The organism is Rhabdonatronobacter sediminivivens (assembly GCF_013415485.1).
GTDB classification, from domain to species: domain Bacteria; phylum Pseudomonadota; class Alphaproteobacteria; order Rhodobacterales; family Rhodobacteraceae; genus Rhabdonatronobacter; species Rhabdonatronobacter sediminivivens.
In genome coordinates this window covers 26,823-46,309 of record NZ_JACBXS010000030.1, presented here as the reverse complement: position 1 = coordinate 46,309, position 19,487 = coordinate 26,823, and the positions used below count along the sequence as shown (strand labels likewise).

The 19,487-nt window shown below is 67.0% G+C and carries 20 protein-coding genes and 1 pseudogene; 12 read left to right on the top strand and 9 right to left on the bottom strand.

Annotated features, from left to right (window positions below; genetic code table 11):
* Positions 1-137: 137 nt before the first annotated feature.
* Positions 138-305, bottom strand: a pseudogene (locus tag HUK65_RS13635) (helix-turn-helix domain-containing protein); the annotation flags it as partial.
* Between the two features lie 128 nt (positions 306-433).
* On the opposite strand from HUK65_RS13635, the gene HUK65_RS13630 reads away from it, so the two are divergent.
* Complete coding sequence (locus HUK65_RS13630; RefSeq protein WP_179906825.1) at positions 434-847, top strand: HIRAN domain-containing protein; 414 nt, start codon at positions 434-436, stop codon at positions 845-847.
* On the opposite strand, the gene HUK65_RS13625 is transcribed toward HUK65_RS13630, so the two are convergent.
* The gene (locus HUK65_RS13625; RefSeq protein ID WP_179906824.1) at positions 838-1,080 is read right to left on the bottom strand and encodes a hypothetical protein; all 243 of its coding nucleotides are present in this window, start codon (positions 1,078-1,080) and stop codon (positions 838-840) included. The genes HUK65_RS13630 and HUK65_RS13625 overlap by 10 nt on opposite strands.
* 262 nt (positions 1,081-1,342) lie before the next feature.
* On the opposite strand from HUK65_RS13625, the gene HUK65_RS13620 reads away from it, so the two are divergent.
* Together HUK65_RS13620 and HUK65_RS13615 are read left to right on the top strand one after the other, a co-directional pair.
* Complete coding sequence (locus HUK65_RS13620) at positions 1,343-1,951, top strand: LolA family protein (protein ID WP_179906823.1); 609 nt, start codon at positions 1,343-1,345, stop codon at positions 1,949-1,951.
* 87 nt (positions 1,952-2,038) lie between these two features.
* Positions 2,039-2,866 (top strand): trypsin-like serine peptidase, encoded by an 828-nt coding sequence (locus HUK65_RS13615; protein ID WP_179906822.1) that lies wholly within the window; start codon positions 2,039-2,041, stop codon positions 2,864-2,866.
* 405 nt (positions 2,867-3,271) lie between these two features.
* Here the strand turns inward: HUK65_RS13615 and groL are convergent, their stop codons facing one another.
* Together groL and HUK65_RS13605 are read right to left on the bottom strand one after the other, a co-directional pair.
* A complete protein-coding gene (groL, locus tag HUK65_RS13610) occupies positions 3,272-4,921 on the bottom strand; it encodes a chaperonin GroEL (protein ID WP_179906821.1) in 1,650 nt (549 codons plus the stop codon).
* Between the two features lie 55 nt (positions 4,922-4,976).
* Positions 4,977-5,264, bottom strand: coding sequence for a co-chaperone GroES (locus tag HUK65_RS13605; RefSeq protein WP_179906820.1), 288 nt, complete (start codon positions 5,262-5,264; stop codon positions 4,977-4,979).
* Between the two features lie 442 nt (positions 5,265-5,706).
* Here HUK65_RS13605 and HUK65_RS13600 point away from each other — a divergent pair, with 442 nt between their 5' ends.
* Entirely contained in the window at positions 5,707-6,954 is a 1,248-nt protein-coding gene (locus HUK65_RS13600; RefSeq protein ID WP_327787128.1) for a DEAD/DEAH box helicase, read from the top strand.
* 63 nt (positions 6,955-7,017) lie between these two features.
* Here the strand turns inward: HUK65_RS13600 and ilvC are convergent, their stop codons facing one another.
* On the bottom strand, positions 7,018-8,040 hold the full coding sequence (gene ilvC, locus HUK65_RS13595) for a ketol-acid reductoisomerase (protein ID WP_179906819.1): 1,023 nt from the start codon (positions 8,038-8,040) through the stop codon (positions 7,018-7,020).
* Positions 8,041-8,169: 129 nt separating this feature from the next.
* Between ilvC and HUK65_RS13590 the strand changes: the two genes are divergently transcribed.
* The 8 genes from HUK65_RS13590 to HUK65_RS13555 all read left to right on the top strand — a co-directional run bounded on the left by HUK65_RS13590 (position 8,170) and on the right by HUK65_RS13555 (position 12,870).
* Complete coding sequence (locus HUK65_RS13590) at positions 8,170-8,628, top strand: Lrp/AsnC family transcriptional regulator (protein WP_179906818.1); 459 nt, start codon at positions 8,170-8,172, stop codon at positions 8,626-8,628.
* 136 nt (positions 8,629-8,764) lie between these two features.
* Positions 8,765-9,220 (top strand): Lrp/AsnC family transcriptional regulator, encoded by a 456-nt coding sequence (locus HUK65_RS13585; protein ID WP_179906817.1) that lies wholly within the window; start codon positions 8,765-8,767, stop codon positions 9,218-9,220.
* A gap of 99 nt (positions 9,221-9,319) precedes the next feature.
* Positions 9,320-9,658 (top strand): DUF952 domain-containing protein, encoded by a 339-nt coding sequence (locus HUK65_RS13580; RefSeq protein WP_179906816.1) that lies wholly within the window; start codon positions 9,320-9,322, stop codon positions 9,656-9,658.
* A complete protein-coding gene (locus HUK65_RS13575; protein ID WP_179906815.1) occupies positions 9,655-10,713 on the top strand; it encodes a quinone-dependent dihydroorotate dehydrogenase in 1,059 nt (352 codons plus the stop codon). Before HUK65_RS13580 ends, HUK65_RS13575 begins: the two co-directional genes overlap by 4 nt.
* Positions 10,714-10,750: 37 nt before the next feature.
* The gene (locus tag HUK65_RS13570; protein ID WP_179906814.1) at positions 10,751-11,329 is read left to right on the top strand and encodes a YqaA family protein; all 579 of its coding nucleotides are present in this window, start codon (positions 10,751-10,753) and stop codon (positions 11,327-11,329) included.
* Between the two features lie 34 nt (positions 11,330-11,363).
* Positions 11,364-11,834: a disulfide bond formation protein B gene (locus HUK65_RS13565; protein WP_235442151.1), complete on the top strand. Its 471-nt coding sequence runs from the start codon at positions 11,364-11,366 to the stop codon at positions 11,832-11,834.
* Positions 11,835-12,137: 303 nt separating this feature from the next.
* Positions 12,138-12,473, top strand: a complete 336-nt coding sequence (locus HUK65_RS13560) for a hypothetical protein (protein WP_179906813.1) — start codon at positions 12,138-12,140, stop codon at positions 12,471-12,473.
* A 154-nt stretch (positions 12,474-12,627) separates the two neighbouring features.
* On the top strand, positions 12,628-12,870 hold the full coding sequence (locus tag HUK65_RS13555) for a hypothetical protein (protein WP_179906812.1): 243 nt from the start codon (positions 12,628-12,630) through the stop codon (positions 12,868-12,870).
* An 83-nt stretch (positions 12,871-12,953) separates the two neighbouring features.
* Here the strand turns inward: HUK65_RS13555 and HUK65_RS13550 are convergent, their stop codons facing one another.
* The 4 genes from HUK65_RS13550 to HUK65_RS13535 are packed head-to-tail and all read right to left on the bottom strand — an operon-like array spanning position 12,954 to position 19,412.
* A complete protein-coding gene (locus tag HUK65_RS13550; RefSeq protein WP_179906811.1) occupies positions 12,954-14,936 on the bottom strand; it encodes a preprotein translocase subunit SecA in 1,983 nt (660 codons plus the stop codon).
* The gene (locus HUK65_RS13545) at positions 14,929-17,079 is read right to left on the bottom strand and encodes a peptidase M50 (protein WP_179906810.1); all 2,151 of its coding nucleotides are present in this window, start codon (positions 17,077-17,079) and stop codon (positions 14,929-14,931) included. Before HUK65_RS13545 ends, HUK65_RS13550 begins: the two co-directional genes overlap by 8 nt.
* A 9-nt stretch (positions 17,080-17,088) precedes the next feature.
* On the bottom strand, positions 17,089-19,023 hold the full coding sequence (locus HUK65_RS13540; protein ID WP_179906809.1) for an HlyD family efflux transporter periplasmic adaptor subunit: 1,935 nt from the start codon (positions 19,021-19,023) through the stop codon (positions 17,089-17,091).
* Positions 19,024-19,052: 29 nt separating this feature from the next.
* Complete coding sequence (locus tag HUK65_RS13535) at positions 19,053-19,412, bottom strand: DUF3467 domain-containing protein (protein WP_179906808.1); 360 nt, start codon at positions 19,410-19,412, stop codon at positions 19,053-19,055.
* Positions 19,413-19,487 lie beyond the last annotated feature (75 nt).

Sequence of the window (19,487 nt, the reverse complement as noted above, 5' to 3'; positions counted from 1 at the left end):
AAGGGCGGCCGCGCGGTCCGAGAATGGGTTGCGGCCCGCAATCAGCTGGCCATAATGTTCGCCGGGCGCTTCGACGCCTGAACGTATCTGAAAACCGCATGGGCCCGATCAGATACACAGAGTTTCAGACACTCCCGTGGCGTGTGGCTCCGGTCGTGGACGTCGTCGCGGCTGCGCCACTTCCAGACCGTCTGCTCGGAGACCCCGTAGCGCTCGGCCACCACCCGCGCCGGTTCGCGGCTCGCCTGGATCGCAGCCCGGATCTTCGGCGTCGTCGTTGCCTGCTTGTGCAGAGAAATCAGCATCCTCCCGCCCCCTCCCGAACCTCACGCAGCATCGATCTTGCCATGAACAGGGCAGACCGGCGAGGGTCTATGTGATCATCCGGGATGGAACACATAGGCCCGACAGCAAGTGGGTGCAGGCTACCACAATGCAGAAAGTAGTCGGTGTTCAGCATCGCAAGGCAGAGGCCCAAGCCTTCGCGGATGCAGCACGCAAAGCCGAGAAGAAAGGCCTTCAATACGGCGTGCAGCTTGAGCATCAGCCAAACAACCCGCATGATCCCAATGCGATAGCAGTTTATGGCATTTCGGAAAAGAAAGGCTTATTTTCCAAGAGTGTAGCGGAATGGCACATTGGTTATCTCGAAAGCGAACTTGCGGCAGAATTGGTAAGTGATTTTCTCTCAGAGAATATTCAGATCGCGGCAGAGCTGCACTCGATCTATGAAAGCGATAGCGGATTCTTGGATTTTAACATTATCGGTCTTGCCCCGCCCGGCCACAGCGAGAGTGCCCGGCGCAAAAAAACAATAGGGCATGAGGCACAACGCCCTTATTCGTGATCCAGCATATGCAGCACCGGCCCCGGATCGTTCCCCGCCGCCTTGGCCTCTGCCAGTGCCTTGATCATGGCCGAGAACGCCCGCGCCTTGCCGCCCGCGTCATAGGCTTGCAGAGGCCGCACCACGTCGATCTGGACGGCGCCGCCCAGCTTGGCCGAGGCTTCTTCGCTGATCAGCTTGGCAATTGGTTCCAGCGTCCATTGCGCAAGGTGCCGTTGCGCCTCTCGAATCACTGTAACCGCCCGGTTTCGGCCGCCTGCCCGGAGTGAGGTGGTTGGCGTAGTGGACGGCCTTGCCGCGGGACTTCCGACCCGGGATGAAGGGCGACAAGATTTGATCCAGTGGGTCAGATCAGCCCTGAACGGGGCGTATAGGCATGATCTTCCGGCGGATGATGGTGCGCCCCGGGACGACCGCGCCCACCTCTCTGCCTTGTGTCCCCTGTGTGAGCCGTTCGTGGCTTTACCGTCACGGCAAATCCGCTATCAAGATGGCATGAGCATCACCCGCCGGTCCCTCTTGCTGTCCCTTCCCGCGCTGGCCCTGGCCCGACCAGGCTTCGCGCAGGAGCCTCTGTCACTCTCCGAGATCTCGCGCTATCTCAACAGCTTCTCCACCGCGCAGGGGGATTTTACACAGATCAACCCCGATGACACCATCTCGACGGGGCGGATATACATCCGCCGCCCGGGGCGGGTGCGCTTCGAATATGACCCGCCCGAAGACAGCCTCGTGATGGCCTCGGGGGGGCAGGTTGCGATTTTTGACGGGCGATCGAATCAGCCGCCCAACCAGTATCCGCTGCGGCGCACACCGCTGAACCTGATCCTGGCGCCGAATGTGGACCTGACGCGTGATCGCATGGTGGTGGACCATTTCGCCGATGAGAGCACCACCTCGGTGGTGGCGCAGGACCCGGAATATCCGGAATACGGCAATATCCGGCTGGTCTTCAGTGCCAATCCGACCGAATTGCGCCAATGGGTCATCACCGATGACACGCGCGCGCAAACCACAGTGGTCCTGGGGGACCTGCGCTTTGGCACGGACCTCAGCGCGCGGCTGTTCAATATCTCGGCCGAGGCCGATGCCCGCCGCCGCTGAGGCGCCGCCCCTGCCGCGACTGCGCCCAATTCCCGCCCAACTGACATGCGAGGCCTTCCCCATCGGGGGCAACCAAAGGGTCGGACAATGCGGTTCATTGCGGTATTGGTCATCGCCTTGGCAACAGTCGCGGGCAACGGGGTTCGCGCCGACGATGGCGCGCTGCGGGCGCTGGACACGGGCACGCTGGGCCGTGGCTGGGAAGCGGTGGGGCGGATCGATATCGGGCGGCGCGGCTTCTGCTCGGGGGCAATGATTGCGCCGCAACTGGTGCTGACGGCGGCGCATTGCCTGTTCGACAACCAGACCGGCGCACGGCTGCCGGATAGCGAATTGCGATTTCGCGCCGGGCTGCGCAATGGCCGGTCCGAAGCCGACCGCGGCGTGCGCCGCAGCGCCGTACACCCCGAATATCGCCATGTCGGAAGCATCGGCAGCACCCGCGTGGCCCATGACCTGGCCCTGCTGGAACTGGATCGCCCCATCCAGCTCAGCAATGTCCAGCCCTTTGCGGTCTATTCGGAACCTCGCCGCGGTGATGAGATCGGCGTGGTCTCATATGCCCGCGGCCGCAGCGAGGTGCCCTCGCTTGAAGAACGCTGCCATGTGCTGCAACGCGACCGGATGGGCGTGGTGACCATGAGTTGTTCCGTGGATTTTGGCGCCTCTGGCGCGCCGGTCTTTGCCCTCAGCCACGGACAGGTGCGAATCGTATCGGTGGTTTCGGCCATGTCGGACTCGACCGACCCCTCGCAGCGCCGGGTCGCGCTGGGGGTTTCGCTGGGGCCGCGCCTGGATGTGCTGCGCGCTGCACTGGCTGCAGGCGACCAGCGCTTCGTTCGCGTTCAGGACCTGCCAAGTGATGGTCAGCGACAGATGAGCAGCGGCGGCGGGGCGCGCTTCGTCAGACCATGAGGGGCACCTGCCGCATGTGAGCGGACCCTCGCACGCTATGCCCGAAGCTGCCGGAAATCGGCAAGCTCCCGCAGACAATCCAGCGCGCATGGCGCGCGCATCGGGTGGCAAATGTCTTTGTCTGCGGCCCCTGATCGCGCTGGAGCCTCGGAAATTGTGTTGATCCGGAAGCTGGCGTTCAAGCGGCACAGGAGCCTGCGCGCCAGGGCGCCGATGACGGCACCGGGGGCGTTGCCACGGGCCGGTTGCGCCGCGATCCAGCCTCGATGACCCATACGATTCTGGCTGTAGATAACCCGCATTGCCCGATGGCGCGCGCGGCACCCATAAACGCAAACGCCCCGCTGCAAGGCAGCGGGGCGCGCGGGTCCGGCCCTGGAAAGGGCCGGAAATCAGCCGGGCAGATTACATCATGCCGCCCATGCCGCCCATGTCGGGCATGCCACCGCCAGCGGCACCGCCCTGGCCCTTGGGCTCGGGCTTGTCGGCGATCATTGCCTCGGTGGTGATCAGCAGACCTGCAACCGATGCTGCGTCTTCCAGCGCGGTGCGCACAACCTTGGCCGGGTCGATCACGCCGAACTTGAACATGTCGCCATATTCTTCGGTCTGCGCGTTGAACCCGTATTTCAGGTCTTCGCTTTCGCGGATCTTGCCAGCAACCACAGCGCCATCCACACCGGCGTTTTCTGCGATCTGGCGCAGCGGTGCTTCCAGCGCGCGGCGCACAATGGCGATACCGGCGTTCTGATCCGAGTTTTCGCCCGTCACATCGGCCAGCGACTTGGCACCCTGCACCAGCGACACACCACCGCCGACAACGATGCCTTCCTGCACTGCAGCACGGGTGGCGTTCAGCGCGTCGTCCACACGGTCCTTGCGCTCCTTCACCTCGATTTCGGACATGCCACCGACGCGGATGACCGCAACGCCGCCTGCCAGCTTGGCCAGACGCTCCTGCAGCTTCTCCTTGTCGTAGTCCGAGGTGGTTTCCTCGATCTGCTGGCGGATCTGGGCGACGCGTGCCTCGATCTCGGACTTTTCACCCAGACCATCGACGATGGTGGTGGTGTCCTTGTTGATCGTCACCTTCTTGGCGGTGCCCAGCATGTCCATGGAGACATTCTCAAGCTTCATGCCCAGGTCTTCGCTGATTACCTGACCGCCGGTCAGGATGGCGATGTCCTGCAGCATGGCCTTGCGGCGATCACCAAAGCCCGGCGCCTTGACGGCAGCGATCTTCAGGCCGCCGCGCAGCTTGTTGACCACCAGCGTGGCCAGGGCTTCGCCTTCGACATCCTCGGCGATGATCAGCAGCGGCTTCTGCGACTGGATCACCTGCTCCAGCAGCGGCACCATCGGCTGCAGCGAGCTCAGCTTCTTCTCATGCAGCAGGATGAAGCAGTCTTCCAGCTCGGCCACCATCTTGTCGGGGTTGGTGACAAAGTAGGGCGACAGGTAGCCGCGGTCGAACTGCATGCCTTCGACGACCTCGACCTCGGTCTCCATGCCCTTGTTTTCTTCGACGGTGATCACACCCTCGTTGCCAACACGCTGCATGGCGTCCGCGATCTGACGGCCGATCGACGCTTCGCCATTGGCCGAAATGGTGCCGACCTGGGCAACTTCATCGCTGCCGCTGACCGGGCGTGCGGCGGATTTGATCTGCTCGACCACCTTCAGAACAGCGGTGTCGATGCCGCGCTTCAGATCCATCGGGTTCATGCCCGCGGCCACGGCCTTCATGCCTTCGCGCACGATGGCCTGCGCCAGCACGGTCGCGGTGGTGGTGCCGTCGCCAGCCTCGTCATTGGTGCGCGAGGCGACTTCCTTCACCATCTGCGCGCCCATGTTCTCGAACTTGTCTTCCAGTTCGATTTCCTTGGCAACGGTCACGCCGTCCTTGGTGATCCGGGGCGAGCCGAAGCTCTTTTCGATCACCACATTGCGGCCCTTGGGGCCCAGTGTGACCTTCACGGCATCGGCGAGGGTGTTCACGCCGCGCAGCATCCGATCGCGGGCATTGGTATTGAATTTGACTTCCTTGGCTGCCATCTGGCCTCTCCTTGGTGTCTTGATTGCGTTTGAAGGGTGCAGCGGTCCGGTGCGATCAGTCGATCACGCCCAGGATGTCGCTTTCCTTCATGATCAGCAGTTCTTCGCCGTCCAGGGTCACCTCGGTGCCCGACCATTTGCCGAACAGCACACGGTCACCGGCCTTGACGGAGGGGGCGATCAGTTCGCCCGAATCCTTGCGGGCGCCTTCGCCGACCGAGATGATCTCACCCTCGGCGGGCTTTTCCTTGGCGGTATCGGGGATGATCAGGCCACCCTTGGTCTTTTCATCGCTTTCGATGCGACGCACCAGCACGCGGTCATGCAGCGGTTTGAAAGCCATCTGAGAACGCTCCTTCGGTTCCAGTTGAATGAGGATTAGCACTCACAGCCGGCGAGTGCCAACAGCGCCGATCTAGGCAAGCTTCAAGGCACTGTCAAGAAGTCGACCGGCAGAAAATGCACCCGGATTTCGCCGCTGCGCCGTCTGGAACCCCGCGCCTGCGCGCAGACGCTCCGACAAGGTCATTGACGCAGGCGGCCCACACACTTACATACAGGCCGAACAGTGCGCGACCTGCCGCGTGAGCAGGATCCGGCCCAGGACGCATGACGCCGTCGGGCGCAGGAAATCCGCGCTGCACATGTATCCGTTCCCACAGTCACGCAGGGGTTCAGGGGTTGTCCGGGGCTGCGGCCCATGCGCGGACGGCCCGCTCACCCGTTCGCGCAGATATGGCGGACGCATATTCCCGGCGGCCAGACGGTCGCTTGAAAGGACAGAAGTGAATCAATTCGAACATATGGGCCTTCCGGCCCGCCTGGTGGCGCGTCTGGCCGAGGCCGGCATCACCGAACCCACCCCCATCCAGACCCGCGCCATCCCCCCCGCGCTTGAAGGGCGCGATGTGATCGGCCTGGCGCAGACCGGCACCGGCAAGACCGCCGCCTTTGGCCTGCCGCTGCTGAGCGTGCTGGGCGAAATGCAGGGCAAGCCTGCCCCGAAAACCGCCCGCGCCCTGGTGCTGGCCCCCACCCGCGAACTGGTCCGCCAGATCGCCGACACCCTACGCCCACTGGTCGCGGGCACGCCCACGCGCATCGAACTGGTGGTGGGCGGGGCCTCGGTCAATGTGCAGGCCCAGCGGCTGGCACGCGGGACCGACCTGCTGGTGGCCACGCCGGGGCGGCTCATCGACCTGATGAACCGCGGCGCGGTGTCGCTGGCCGAAACCCGCTTTCTGGTGCTGGACGAGGGCGACCAGATGCTGGATCTGGGCTTCATCCACGCCCTGCGCCGGATCGCCTCGGCCCTGTCGCCGGACCGTCAGACCATGCTGTTTTCCGCCACCATGCCCAAGCAGATGGAGGAACTGGCCCAGACCTATCTGACCCGCCCGGTCAAGGTGCAGGTCTCGCCCCCCGGCACGGCGGTCAGCAAGATCACCCAGTCGGTGCATTTCGTCACCAAGGGCGACAAGCCCGCGCGGTTGATCGAGCTTTTGGACGCGCACCGGGCCGAGCGTGCCATCGTCTTTGGCCGCACCAAGCACGGGTCCGAGAAGCTGGCCCGCACGCTGGAGCGCACGGGCTTCGCCGTCGCCTCGATCCATGGCAACAAGAGCCAGGGCCAGCGCGACCGCGCCCTGCGCGCCTTCCGCGCGGGGGAGGTTCGCGTGCTGGTGGCCACCGATGTCGCCGCCCGCGGGCTGGACATCCCCGAGGTGCGGCATGTCTACAACTTCGACCTGCCCAACGTGCCGGACAATTACATTCACCGGATCGGCCGCACCGCCCGCGCGGGCGCCGATGGCGCCGCCGTGGCCTTCTGCGCCCCCGACGAGATGGAGGAGCTCCGCGCCATCCACAAGGTGATGGGCCGGCCGATTCCCGTCGCCTCAGGCCAGCCCTGGGAAAGCGCCGAGCCGGTGCGCAAGGGCGGGCGCCCCGGCGCCAAACCCGGTGCGAAACCGGGCGCCAAACCCGCCCGCCGCCGCCGCCCGCAGCCGCGCAACAAATCCCGCGCGGCCTGAGCCACCAACGCAAACGGGGCGGGGCCACCCGCCCCGCCCCTTGATCTGCGGCCCCTTGCGGCCTCAGTTGCGGTCCTTGTCCACCATCTTGGACGCGCCGATCCAGGGCATCATGCCGCGCAGCTTCTCGCCCACCTGTTCGATCTGGTGTTCGTCATTGATCCGGCGGGTGGCCTTGAACATGGGCTGGCCCACGGCGTTTTCCTGCATGAAGTCACGCACGAACTTGCCGGTCTGGATGTCGTGCAGCACTTCCTTCATCCGTGCCTTGGTCTCGGCATAGGGCAGGATGCGCGGGCCGCTGACATATTCGCCATATTCCGCGGTGTTGCTGATCGAATAGTTCATGTTGGCGATGCCGCCCTCGTAGATCAGGTCCACGATCAGCTTCACCTCGTGCAGGCATTCGAAATAGGCCATCTCGGGCTCATACCCGGCCTCGACCAGCGTCTCAAACCCCATGCGGATCAGCTCCACCAGACCGCCGCAGAGCACCGCCTGCTCGCCGAACAGGTCGGTTTCGCATTCCTGGCGGAAATTGGTCTCGATGATCCCGGAGCGCCCGCCACCGATGGCGCTGCAATAGGACAGGCCAAGCTCCATCGCGCGGCCGGTGGCGTCCTGATGCACGGCCACCAGACAAGGCACGCCGCCGCCCTTGGTGTATTCGCTGCGCACCGTATGGCCGGGGCCCTTGGGCGCCATCATGATGACATCGACGCCGGGCTTGGCCTCGATCAGGCCGAAATGCACGTTCAGGCCGTGGGCAAAGGCGATGGCGGCGCCGTCGCGCAGGTTGTCATGGACGTATTTCCTGTAGGTCTCGGCCTGCAGCTCATCGGGCATGGTGAACATGATCAGGTCACACCAGGCGGCGGCCTCGGCGATGCCCATGACCTGCAACCCCTCGGCCTCTGCCTTCTTGGCCGAGGGCGAGCCCTCACGCAGGGCCACCACAACATTCTTGGCACCCGAATCGCGCAGGTTCAGGGCATGGGCATGGCCCTGGCTGCCATAGCCCAGGATCGCCACCTTCTTGTCCTTGATCAGGTTCACATCGCAATCGCGATCATAGTAGACGCGCATCTCGCTTCCTCCTTGGATATCACGCGGCAGACCCTATCCGGCCAGAGGCGGCTGCGCATTTCGTTCTTCACGCACCAGGCCCAGTTTTCGCAATTTTCATTTGTTAATAGCCATGATATTGAAAAATCCATGCAGATTGATGACACCGACCGCCGCTTGCTGCGCCAGCTTCAGGCCGACCCGGCGCTGACCACCGCCGACCTGGCCGCCCGCGCCAATGTGACCGAAGCCACCTGCTGGCGGCGGCTGGAACGGCTGCGCACCCGTGGCGTGTTGCAGGGCCAGCAGGCGGTGATCGACTGGCACCGCCTGGGTTGGTCGGTCGAGGTCTCGCTGCGTGTGACGCTGGACAAGACCGATCCCCGCGCCTTCGACGGCTTCATCGCCGCCGCCCGCCAGATCCCCGAAGTGCTGGAGATCCAGACCTTCCTCGGCCGGGTCGATGTCCGGCTCAACATCATCGCCCGCGACATGGAGGATTACCGCCGCCTCTACCGCGAGCGTATCCTCACCCTGCCCCATATCGCCGATCTTGAGGCGCTGATGCATGTCAGCGACATCAAGAGCGGCGAGGCCCTGCCGCTATGACCCCCGGCAAACACCGGCCCCGTGGGCATGGACGGACCGCCCCAACAGGCACCAACCGCAGCGCGGGCTTGCCCGCGCTGCCCGGCCCAACGCCCGCAGGGGGGCGGGAGCACCCCCTCTCCACAGGCACCGCCCCATGATCGACCTTGATGACACCGACCGCGCGCTCCTGCGCGCCTTGGCGCAGGATGCGACCCTTGGCGCCGGGGCGCTGGGGCGGCAGGTGGGGCTCAGCCAGCCCGCCACCTGGCGCCGCCTGCGCCGCCTGCACCAGGTCGGGGCGATCCGGCGGCGGCGGCTGGTGCTGGATGCGGGCGCGCTGGGGTTCGGCGTCACCGTCTTTCTGGGCGTCACCCTGGCCGCCAAGGGCCGCACCAGCCTGGCCGATTTCGAACGCGCCGTCAGCGCCATCCCCGAGGTCCAGACCGTCCAGCATGTGCTGGGCCTCTATGACTATCGCCTGCGCGTCATCGCCCGCGACATCCCCGATTTCGAACGCGTCCTGCGCCGACGCATCATGACCCTGCCCGGCGTCGGCGCCGTCGATGCCAATGTCCTGCTGAGCGAGGAACGCCGCCCCGGCCCGCTCTGACTCGGCCCGCTCTGACTCGGCGTTGCACCGGCGCACAGGGCGCACGCGCCGGACCCGCGCCCCATTGACCCGGACGCGGGGTTTGGGCATGACGCATTCATGCTGGTCTACAAGATCTTTCGGCGCCCGGAATGGGACGCGCTGGTGCGCGACGGGTCCACCCGTGGCGCTGCCGTCGATCTGGCCGACGGGTATATCCACCTCTCCACCGCCCAGCAGGTCATGGAGACCGCCGCCCGGCATTTCGCGGGCGAGAGCGATCTGGTGCTGGTGGCGGTGGATGCCGACCAGCTTGGCCCCGATCTGCGGTGGGAGCCGTCACGCCGAGGGGCGCTGTTTCCGCATCTCTATCGCATGCTGCACCGCTCCGATGTGGTCTGGGACAAATCCCTGCCGCTGGGCGCGGCCGGGCATATCTTCCCGGAGGGCGTGATTTGAGCCGGGTCGAAGCGCTGGGCCTGTCCCTTCTGCACCGGCTGGAGCCGGAGCGCGCCCATGCCCTTGCCCTGCGCGCGCTCAAGACCGGGCTCGCCCCCATGCCGCCGCAGATCCTGTCGGACCGGCTGAAGGTGGATCTGGCGGGGCTGGCGCTGGCCAACCCCGTTGGGCTGGCCGCCGGGTTCGACAAGAACGCCACCGCGCTGCAGCCGCTGGCCCGCGCGGGCTTCGGCTTTCTGGAGGTTGGCGCCGCCACCCCGCGCCCGCAACCCGGCAACCCGCGCCCGCGCCTCTTTCGCCTGCCCCGCGATGGCGCGGTCATCAACCGTTTCGGCTTCAACAATGACGGCGCCGAGGCGATTGCCGCCCGGCTGCACCAGCGCCCGCGCAACGCGGTGATCGGCCTGAACCTGGGCGCGAACAAGGACAGCACCGACCGTGCTGCCGATTTCGCCGCCGTCCTGCGCCGCTGCGGGGCGGATCTGGATTTCGCCACGGTCAATGTCTCCTCGCCCAATACCGAGAAACTGCGCGACCTGCAGGGCCCGCAGGCGCTGGCCGCGCTGCTGGAGGGCGTGATCGCCGCCCGCGCCGACCTGCCCCGCCCGATCCCGATCTTCCTGAAGATCGCCCCGGACCTGGATGCCCCCGCGCTGGAGGCCGTGGCCGGGGTCGCCCTGCGGTCAGGGATCGACGGGGTGATCGCCACCAACACCACCCTGGCGCGCGAGGGTCTGCACGGCCCCCATGCGGCCGAAGCCGGGGGCCTGTCCGGCCGGCCGCTCTTTGACCGCTCGACCCGCGTTCTGGCGCAACTGTCGCATCTGCTGGAAGGGGCGTTGCCGTTGGTCGGTGTGGGCGGGATCGACAGCGCCGAGGCCGCCTATGCCAAGATCCACGCCGGCGCCACGGCGGTGCAGCTCTACACCGCGCTGAGCTATCAGGGGCTGGGCCTGGTCGCCAGAATCAACCGCGGCCTGGATGCGCTGCTGGCCCGCGACGGCTTTGCCACTGTGGCCGACGCCGTGGGCACCGGGCGCGACGCATGGCTGTGACAAGCGCCCCGCCCGGCGCGCGGCGCAGGTGACGGCGATGCTGCGCGCGCTCTATGACTGGACCCTGTCGCTGTCACGCTCACGCCATGCGCTCTGGGCGCTGGCGGTGGTGGCCTTTGTCGAAAGCTCGGTCTTTCCCATCCCGCCCGATGTGCTGATGGTTGCAATGATCATCGCCGCCCCGTCGCGGGCTTTCGTGATCGCCTCGGTGGCCACGGTGGCCTCGGTCGCGGGGGGGCTGGCGGGCTACTGGATCGGCTATGGCGCTTTTGAAACCGTGGGCCGCCCGGTGCTGGAGTTCTACGGCAAGGAGGCCTATTTCGCCGAATTCGCCGAGCGCTACAACGACTGGGGCGCCTGGGCGGTGCTGATGGCAGGGGTAACGCCCTTTCCCTACAAGGTCATCACCATCCTTTCAGGCGCGACAGCGCTGTCATTGCCGGTGTTCATCCTGGCCTCGATCATTGCGCGGGCGCTGCGGTTCTTCATCGTGGCGGCACTGCTGTGGAAGTTCGGCGCACCGATACGTGATTTCGTCGAACACCGTCTGGGGCTTGTCTTCACGGTGTTTGTCGTGCTCCTGATCGGAGGCTTTGCGCTGGTCCGGTATCTGTGACAAGCGCGCCACCGGAAAGATGCGGAACAGCCGAATGACGGGACTGCTGACACGCCGAAACCTGATGCTGCTGGCCGGACTGGGGTCCGCGGGGTTGCTGCTGGGCGCGCTGGCGTTCGAGCATCTGGGCGGGCTGGCGCCCTGCCCGCTGTGCATCTGGCAGCGCTGGCCGCATCTGGTGGCACTGGCGGGGCTTGCCGGGCTGATGCTGCCGGGGGCGATCTGGCCGCTGCTGGGGGCGTTGGGTGCTGGAACCTCGGGCGGCATCGCGGTCTATCACAGCGGGGTCGAACAGGGCTGGTGGAGCGGCCCCAGCGCCTGCGCCGCGGGGCAGGATCTCTCCGGGCTGACGGCCGAGGAACTGCTGGACGCGATCCTGGCCGCCCCGGTGGTCCGCTGTGACGAAATTCCGTGGGAGATGCTGGGCCTGTCCATGGCCAGCTGGAACGCGGTCGCCTCCTTCGCGCTGGCCGGGCTTTGGCTGGCGAGCATGTGGCGCCGGTAACGGAGCGCAGGAAAGGCGCGCCAGGGGCGATGATCGCGGACCTCGGGCAAACCGGCAGCGACCGGAAAGGCCAGATCAAGATCGGTTTTCGCCCCCCCGTTCGAACACCGAAGCGAATCCGGCAATGGCCAACCCGGCCACCGGCATCTCGGGCATTGGTGTCGGCGACAATCCTGGCGGAACCGGGTCGACCATGAAACACCCCCTTCCTGACGGACGGGCCGTCTGCAACCGGACCCCGTTCCCCGGCGTTGACCAAGTGCACATCATGTGATGACCTGAATTAACGAAAGGAGCGCAACAATGGCAAACACAGCAAAGGACGCCCCCGCCAGCGCCGAGGAACGTCGCGCGCTCGATGCCGAGGAACTGCAACTCGCCGATATGGCCCGACACCCCGCTCTGGGCCAGCTTTCCGACCGCGCGCTTTCGGACCTTGTGAGCCGCCTGCGCACGCGCCGCAACCGCGCCCGGGACATTGCCGACCGGCAGGGACGCGAGGCACGCGCCAAGGCCGCCCCCGCCGGGGCAACCGCGGCCAGCGGCAACGCCGGGACGCTGAACAAGCATGACTACCTCAACGCCGCGCTCGACCGCGCGCTGGCGGAACGCACGGCACGCGGAGAGCAGGGCGCATAGGCAGCGGCCTTCCAGCGCGCGCGGCCACCGCGCCGGTTTGCGTCGCGCGGTGCCGTCCGCGGTCGCTTCAAGGACCGGCACGGCAGCGGCTCCCTTGCAGACCAGGAGCAGGTCTCGCCCTTCGCGCAGCTTTCCGGAACCCTGCGACCCCCGCATGGTCGGCGCCTTGCAGCGCCATCACGCGTGCCGCCGCGAGAAGCTTGAGAGCGCGTCGATCAAGCTGCCCGGAACTGCGGATGCGCGCCAGATATGGGATGCAGCAGGCAAGGCCGGCGCAGTCATCAGGCACCTGTTCATCCGCATCCCGCACAAGGCGCGCAAGACGGGCGCGCATCTGGCCGCCGGGACAGAGTGGAAGCTGAGAGGCGCGACACCTGTCGGCCCGAGCCTGTTCTGACGTGCCTGCAACTATGACCTGCTTCAAACGGCACGGCTGGCGGGTGGGCAGGCAGTGCGACAGTGCCGCCGCCCGACGCCCCGTCACTCGGCGCGGCCGGAGAAAGACATCAGCTTTGTCGACTGCTCGTCATGTTGCAACAGGCGGTGGCGCATCTTGCGGTGGATACCCTCAGCCCAGCGTTGCGCCAGCCGCGAGGCCAGCAACTTGCCGCGCGTGCCGGGGATGCGGCCTGCCAGCGCGGCAAAGGGCGAATGCTGCAGCAGCGCATCGTCCAGCGACAGGATGACCTCGAAACTGCCGGGCGCGCCCTGGCGGGCCGTGCGCCCGGCAAGCTGGCGGTCGATGCGGGCGGCCTCGTGCCGTTCGGACATGATCACATGCAGCCCGCCCAGGGCGGCAACCGCGGTCGGGATCAGGATGTCGGTGCCGCGCCCGGCCATGTTGGTGGCCACGGTGATGCTCCCAGCGGCCCCGGCCCGGGCGATGATCGCGGCCTCGTCCCGGTTCTGGACGGCATTGAGCACCTGATGCGCCAGCCCGGCGCGGGTCAGATACTCGGACGCCAGTTTCGAAGCCAGGACCGAACGCGTGCCCAGCAGCACCGGCTGACCCCGTGCCTGCAATTCCAGGCAGCGCCGCGTGATGACGCGCCATTTCGCATCGGCATCCGGCAGGATCTGCGCGGGAAGGATGCGGCGCTGATCAGGACGGGCGGTCGGGATCGGCACCACCGGCAGGCGGAACACGGACCACAACTCGCGCCCGACCTCGCGCGCGGTGCCGGTCATGCCGGAAAGCCGCCGATACCGCCGGAACAGGCGCTGATAGGTGATGCGCGCCTGCGGCACGCGCGGCCGCGTCATCTCCACCCCTTCCTTCAGTTCGATCAACTGGTGCAGCCCTTCGCCCCAGTTACGGTCCGGCATGATCCGGCCGGTGAATTCATCCACGATCGCCACCTTGCCCTGCTGGACGACATAGGCCTCGCCGTCATGGAACAGATGCAGCGCGGCCAGGGCCAGGGTGACCATTTCCTCACGCAGCACAGGGTTCTGCCAGCGCCAGCCCTCGCCCGCTACCACGCGCTCCAGCTGCGCGGTGCCCGCAGGCGTCAGGTCGGCGCGGCGGCGATTGCGCTGCAGGGTGAAATCCGCGCCCACGCGCAGGGTGCGCGCGATCTCCAGCGCCCGAGGCGCCATTTCCAGCCGCTCATCCGCCGCCGCCTCGCCCGAGATGATCAGCGGCGTGCGGGCCTCATCGATGAAGATGCTGTCGGCCTCGTCCACGATGGCGAAATGCAGCCCGCGCAGCAGCAACTGCCCCGCGGGCCCCTGATCGCGCGACAGGCGCCGGGCGCGCAACCGCAGCTCGCCATAGCGTTTGCCCAGCGCGATGCGGTCACGCAGATAGTCGAAGGCCAGTTCCTTGTTGGTGGCATAGGTGACATCGGCGCGATAGGCGGCGCGCCGTTCCTCGGGGCTCTGGCCGTGCTGGACCAGCCCCACGGTCAGGCCCATCGCCTCGAAGATCGGCCCCATGGCTTCGGCATCGCGGGCGGCCAGATAGTCGTTGACCGTGACCACATGCACCGGCAGCCCGGCCAGGGCCGCGGTGGCCGCGGCCAGCGTGGCGGTCAGGGTCTTGCCCTCACCGGTGGCCATTTCGGCAACATGGCCGGTCAGCAGGGCGTAGCCGCCCATCAGCTGCACCGGGAAATGGCGCATGCCGGTGACGCGGGCCGAGGCCTCGCGCACCAGCGCAAAGGCGCTGCCGACGGCGCCCACGTCCTCCAGCCCGCCGGGCTTGCGCAAGGCCCAGCGCAGGGCTGCCGTGGCCTCGCGCATCTCCTCGGGGGTCGCGGCGGCGTAGTAGCCTGCGAATTCCTCTACCGCCGGGATGATCCGGCGCATCCGCCGCGCGCGCAGCCCTTCGGTCCGGGCGATGACAGGGGCGACACAGGCGTCCACCAGCTTTTCGGTCCAGTGCGGCACTGTGACCGCGCGTTCCGACAGCAGGCACCGGGCGGTCAGTCCCAGTGGCAGGGGACGCACCCCCTCAGACACGGAAGGTCCGCAGGAAAATCTGCCGGGTTGACCGCCAGAGACGATACCCCAGCGGTTCGGCCCCCAGATCGAAGCGCACATGCGCCCGCCCCCCGATCAGCGTGCGATCCAGCGGCTGGTCCAGCGCGACATCGATCTGGAATACCGTCTGCAACGCCTGCAGGGGCGACTCGCCCGCAGGGTCCAGCGCAAACGGGCCGCCCCCCTGATCGCTGAGCACCGGCGAGACCAGATGCCGTGTCGCCGCCGGGGTCTGGGCGCGCAACTGGGCGGGCAGGATGTCATCCAGCCGGTCAGCAAAGCGCACTTGCACATCGCGCGTGCGGTGGCGGACCAGATCGATATCGCGGTCGGAGACCAGTGTGCGGATCACCGGCGTTCCCCCCTCGACCACATAGCCCAGGGGCTGGCCCTGGCGGATGAACCGGCCCGGCAGGTCGTCGGCATCGGGCAAGACGAACACGCCCTGCGCCGTGCTGCGCAGCGCCAGGCCCTCCTGTCGCTCGGCCAGACGCGCGCGTCCGCGCTCCGCCTGACCCAGGCGTTCGCGCATGCGGGCGGCCTCGACCCGGTCCGCGATCTCGACCGCGGCAAGGGTCAGGCGCAGCTCGGCGATGCGGGCATCGACCACGCCGATCTCGGCCCGGATCAAGGGATCCTCCAGCCGCAACAGCGGATCGCCGGGCGCGACCTGGCTGTTCGGCGGTGCAATGATCTCGACCACCGTGCCGGTTCCCTGCGCATGGACCACCGCATGATCCGGGATCCACAGCACCCCCTGGGCCAGTGTGGCATGCGGCAGCGGGATCAGCGCCAAGGCGGCGCCAATCGCGCCCAGAGCGCCCAGCGTCACGCCCATGGCGCGCCCGCGCACCCGGTCCAGGCGCGGGCTGGTCAGCACGAACCACGCCCCTTTCAGCACCGGCCAGACCAGCATCAGCGTGGCCGACCAGATCGCCAGCAACACCCCGACAACGAAGAAATGCGTCGCCACGAAAACCACGATCACCGTCATGATGAACAGCCGATAGGCCAGCGCCGCCAGCCCGTAGAGCACGAACCAGAAGCGTTCCCCCCGCGCCGTGGCGGGCGAGCGGGAGGCGCGCAGCCCGAAGCCGTAGCGCTGGATCAGATGCAGCAGATGCTTGTTCGAGCGGTTGCCCAGATTGGGCACCTCCAGCAGATCGGCCAGCACATAGTAGCCATCGAAGCGCAGAAGCGGGTTGCCGTTGAACAGCACCGTCGAAACCCCGGCGATCAGCATGGTGTTGAAGGCGATGGTGCGCACCAGCCCCGGTTCGACATTCAGCCAGACCGCAAGTGCAATGGCAGCCAGCGTGACCTCGACCATGATCCCGGCGCCGGCGACAAAGGCGCGCTGCCACTTGGAGCGGAAGGCGGCGGCGGCCGAGGCCTCGACGTAAGGAACCGGCATGAAGACCAGGAACATGATCCCCATTTCATGCACCTCACCGCCCCAGCGTTTGACGGCGTAGCCATGGCCAAGCTCGTGGATGCCCTTGATGACGGGATAGCTGAGCAGGATCAGCGCGATATTCTGCGCGCTCAGCACCCGGTCGGTCAGGTTTTCGGTCAGCAGCGGCCAGTGCTGCGCAGTGGCCACCAGCGCCCAGCCGACCAGCCCCAGCCACAGCACCAGCCCCAGCCACGAGATGAGCGGGCGGACCAGCGGAAAGGTCGCGTCCAGAAAGCGGTCAGGGTCCAGCAGCGGGATGCGTATGGCCATGGGGTTCTGCACCCGCTGCATCAGCTCACGCCGACGCTGGCTGCGGGCGCGCTCGGCCAGTTCGGTGATATCGGGCGGGGCGCCGCTGTCCAGCGCATCCGCCTGATGCAGCTGCGACAGAAGCTGGATGACCTCGTCCTGGGTGGGCAGGTCGTGCCCCAGCTTGCGCGCGGCGGCCTTCCATATCTCGCGCATGGGGCGCTTGCCGTCCATCTGGGCGATCACGGTATAGGCCGCAGGCGAGAAGCGGTGGAACCGGTTCGAGGCCGCATCCTCCAGCACATACCAGATGTCACCCCGGAACTGGCGGCGGTGGATCTCCACATGCGCGCGCAGCCGGGGCGTCAGATCGGCGACACGATACCAGGACGGGCTGAATTGCGACTTCTCGGCCATGGGCGCGCCTCAGGGCCAATAGCGCCAGAGCGCGAGCTTCACCCAATCGATCAATCCGCGTGACCAGATCAGGACCAGCAGGCGCTCATCCACATCGATCTTGGCCACCCCTTCCATCCCCGGGCGCAGGCGCAGGGTGGGCGCATCCAGCGCCGCTTCGACGCGAAACACCGTGCGACCCTCGCGCGCCTCGGCCACGGGCGTCATCCGTTCCACCGTCAGATCAAGCGCGCTGTCGGGCAGGGCCGCCAGCAACAGACGTCCCTGCTGGCCCGCCATGACATCGGCGATCTGGCCCTCATCCACGCCCAGAACCACGCGGTAGGAGTCCAGTGGGGCGATCACGAACAGCTCATCCCCGCGCCGGACAGATGCCCCCACCTCCTGGCTCAGGTCACCGCGCACCACGACCCCGTCGAAGGGGGCGCGAATGGCGGCGCGGGCGATCTGTTCCTCCAGCAAGACGATCTGGGCATCGACCTGTCCGATCCGCTGCTGCAGGATCGCGCTTTCGGAGCGTTGCCCGGTGCCCAGCGCGCGCGAGTGTTCGAGCACGAGCTCCTGACGCTCGGCCACCCTGCGGGCAAGTTCCAGTTCCATGTCGCGCGTATCCAGCTGCGCGAGCAGCGCATCGGCTTCGACCACATCACCGGCGCGCACGAATTCCTGCTGCAGATACCCGTCATAGGCGGCGACCACGGCGCGTTGCAGCGTGCCTTCCAGCACGGCATCGGCGCTGACGCGATAGGTTCCCGTGGCAAAGGCCAGAAACCCCGTTGCCGCCACCACCGCCAGCGCTGCCAGCTTCCGGCCATAATAGCGCGGGCCGAACAGCCGCCTGATCTGGGTCAACCCCGCGTCGCCGATCTGTGCGATCAACCAGCGGTCATTGCGCCGCTTGTCATCCAGAACCGGCCCCGCCACCCCGGCAAGGTATTCCAGCATCTGGATATCCGCGTCGCTGAAGGGCCGCGCTTCCAGACGCTCCAGCACCAGCGCACCGATGATCCGCTCGGAAGAGGCGAAGGGCACGGTCAGGATGGTTGCACCCGCAGACACCTCGGCCAGATGGCGATGGGCGGCGTCGATCTGGCTGTCGTCATCGGATCCCGGCGGATAGCGGACGATGGAATGCTGGTCGATCGCCTCGTCCATCGCATTGGCGATCCGGCGCATCAGGTTCATGCGCTTGCCGAAGCGCGCACTGTGCGAAAGCGCGCGCACCACCGAGCGGTTGCGCTGGCGAAACCCGAGCGAGACACGCTCGCAGCCCAGATGCTCGGCCAGTTCGGTGACAAAGGCGATGGCGGCGGCCTCGAAGGCCGGTTCCTCGACCACCCCCGCCAGCATTTCATGGGCCAGACGCAGCGCGTCGCGGCTGGCATTCGCCTGCCCCGCACGTTCGCGAAACAGCGCATATTCCAGTAATTGCGCGCTCCATTGCAGCTCGCGCATCAGGGCGCGGACCTCGCGCGCGGTGGTGGGGCGGACCTGCAGCCCGGCGACGCCCAGCACCTCGCCCGCGACAATCAGCGGGCAGGCCAGCATGGTCCCTGCGCCGGGCTCGGCCCCGTGCTCCTGCCTGGCCAGCGGGCGCAGCACGGTCGGTGCGCCTTCGGTCTTGCCGGCATGGGCAACGCCGCGGCGCTCGGACATGGCGCGTTCAGCGACCGCGTGCAGCCGTTCGGGCAGCGCGATGCCTTCGGGGCGCAGGGCAACGGGGCGGAACGGGCCTCGCGCGCCCCCGCCCAGCACCACCACGCCCACCAGCGCGGCCTCTACCCGGCGCATGAGCAGGGCAAGCCAGGCGCGCGCAAATTCTTGGGCCGTTGCGGCGGCGCGCAGATCCTTCCAATGGCTGTCGCCACGATCCGCGGCACGCCGCCCCGCCTCGGCGCCGGGGGTGGCGGACGTGACAAGGGTGTCGGAAGCAGGGTCAACCATGGCGCATCCGCACGAGGCTCAGCCGCCCCTCAATTGGGCTTGTGCCCGCCGCTCAGAACCTCGGGGACGCGGTTGCCGTCATCGATGGCCAGCGTGCCGAAGCGCTGTTCGTGCTGTTTCAGCACCGCCCCCAGCAACACCCACAGGCGCTTGGCGGCAAAGGGGCTCATGATGATGCGGTCCGAAAGCTGCACGGTGACCTCGCGCTTCTCGTCCAGGTTCCAGGTCTGGTTGGTGCCGAAAAAGACGCTGATCTCCTCGCGCGTGCTGGCAGCGTTCACCACATTGGCGTAGGTGGAGCGCATCTTGCTGTCGTCCCACTCCACTTTTGGGGTGCGGCGGGCGCCGGCTTCGGCGGTCTCGGGCTTGGGGTTCGTCTGGTCGCTCATGGATCCTCACTTGCTTTGCAGGTCGGTTTCGGATGCAGGCTTCGCCGCGAACAGCCTTGCACGGTTACGCGTGTG

What these genes read in the sequence shown, in the direction of transcription:
- HUK65_RS13565 (WP_235442151.1), top strand. Translation starts at nt 11,364, where the DNA reads ATGACGGGACTGCTGACACGCCGAAACCTGATGCTGCTGGCCGGACTG.
- HUK65_RS13570 (WP_179906814.1), top strand. Translation starts at nt 10,751, where the DNA reads ATGCTGCGCGCGCTCTATGACTGGACCCTGTCGCTGTCACGCTCACGC.
- HUK65_RS13560 (WP_179906813.1), top strand. Translation starts at nt 12,138, where the DNA reads ATGGCAAACACAGCAAAGGACGCCCCCGCCAGCGCCGAGGAACGTCGC.
- HUK65_RS13620 (WP_179906823.1), top strand. Translation starts at nt 1,343, where the DNA reads ATGAGCATCACCCGCCGGTCCCTCTTGCTGTCCCTTCCCGCGCTGGCC.
- HUK65_RS13590 (WP_179906818.1), top strand. Translation starts at nt 8,170, where the DNA reads ATGCAGATTGATGACACCGACCGCCGCTTGCTGCGCCAGCTTCAGGCC.
- HUK65_RS13535 (WP_179906808.1), bottom strand. Translation starts at nt 19,412, where the DNA reads ATGAGCGACCAGACGAACCCCAAGCCCGAGACCGCCGAAGCCGGCGCC.
- groL (WP_179906821.1), bottom strand. Translation starts at nt 4,921, where the DNA reads ATGGCAGCCAAGGAAGTCAAATTCAATACCAATGCCCGCGATCGGATG.
- HUK65_RS13585 (WP_179906817.1), top strand. Translation starts at nt 8,765, where the DNA reads ATGATCGACCTTGATGACACCGACCGCGCGCTCCTGCGCGCCTTGGCG.
- HUK65_RS13545 (WP_179906810.1), bottom strand. Translation starts at nt 17,079, where the DNA reads ATGGCCGAGAAGTCGCAATTCAGCCCGTCCTGGTATCGTGTCGCCGAT.
- ilvC (WP_179906819.1), bottom strand. Translation starts at nt 8,040, where the DNA reads ATGCGCGTCTACTATGATCGCGATTGCGATGTGAACCTGATCAAGGAC.
- HUK65_RS13580 (WP_179906816.1), top strand. Translation starts at nt 9,320, where the DNA reads ATGCTGGTCTACAAGATCTTTCGGCGCCCGGAATGGGACGCGCTGGTG.
- HUK65_RS13630 (WP_179906825.1), top strand. Translation starts at nt 434, where the DNA reads ATGCAGAAAGTAGTCGGTGTTCAGCATCGCAAGGCAGAGGCCCAAGCC.
- HUK65_RS13605 (WP_179906820.1), bottom strand. Translation starts at nt 5,264, where the DNA reads ATGGCTTTCAAACCGCTGCATGACCGCGTGCTGGTGCGTCGCATCGAA.
- HUK65_RS13615 (WP_179906822.1), top strand. Translation starts at nt 2,039, where the DNA reads ATGCGGTTCATTGCGGTATTGGTCATCGCCTTGGCAACAGTCGCGGGC.
- HUK65_RS13555 (WP_179906812.1), top strand. Translation starts at nt 12,628, where the DNA reads ATGGTCGGCGCCTTGCAGCGCCATCACGCGTGCCGCCGCGAGAAGCTT.
- HUK65_RS13540 (WP_179906809.1), bottom strand. Translation starts at nt 19,023, where the DNA reads ATGGTTGACCCTGCTTCCGACACCCTTGTCACGTCCGCCACCCCCGGC.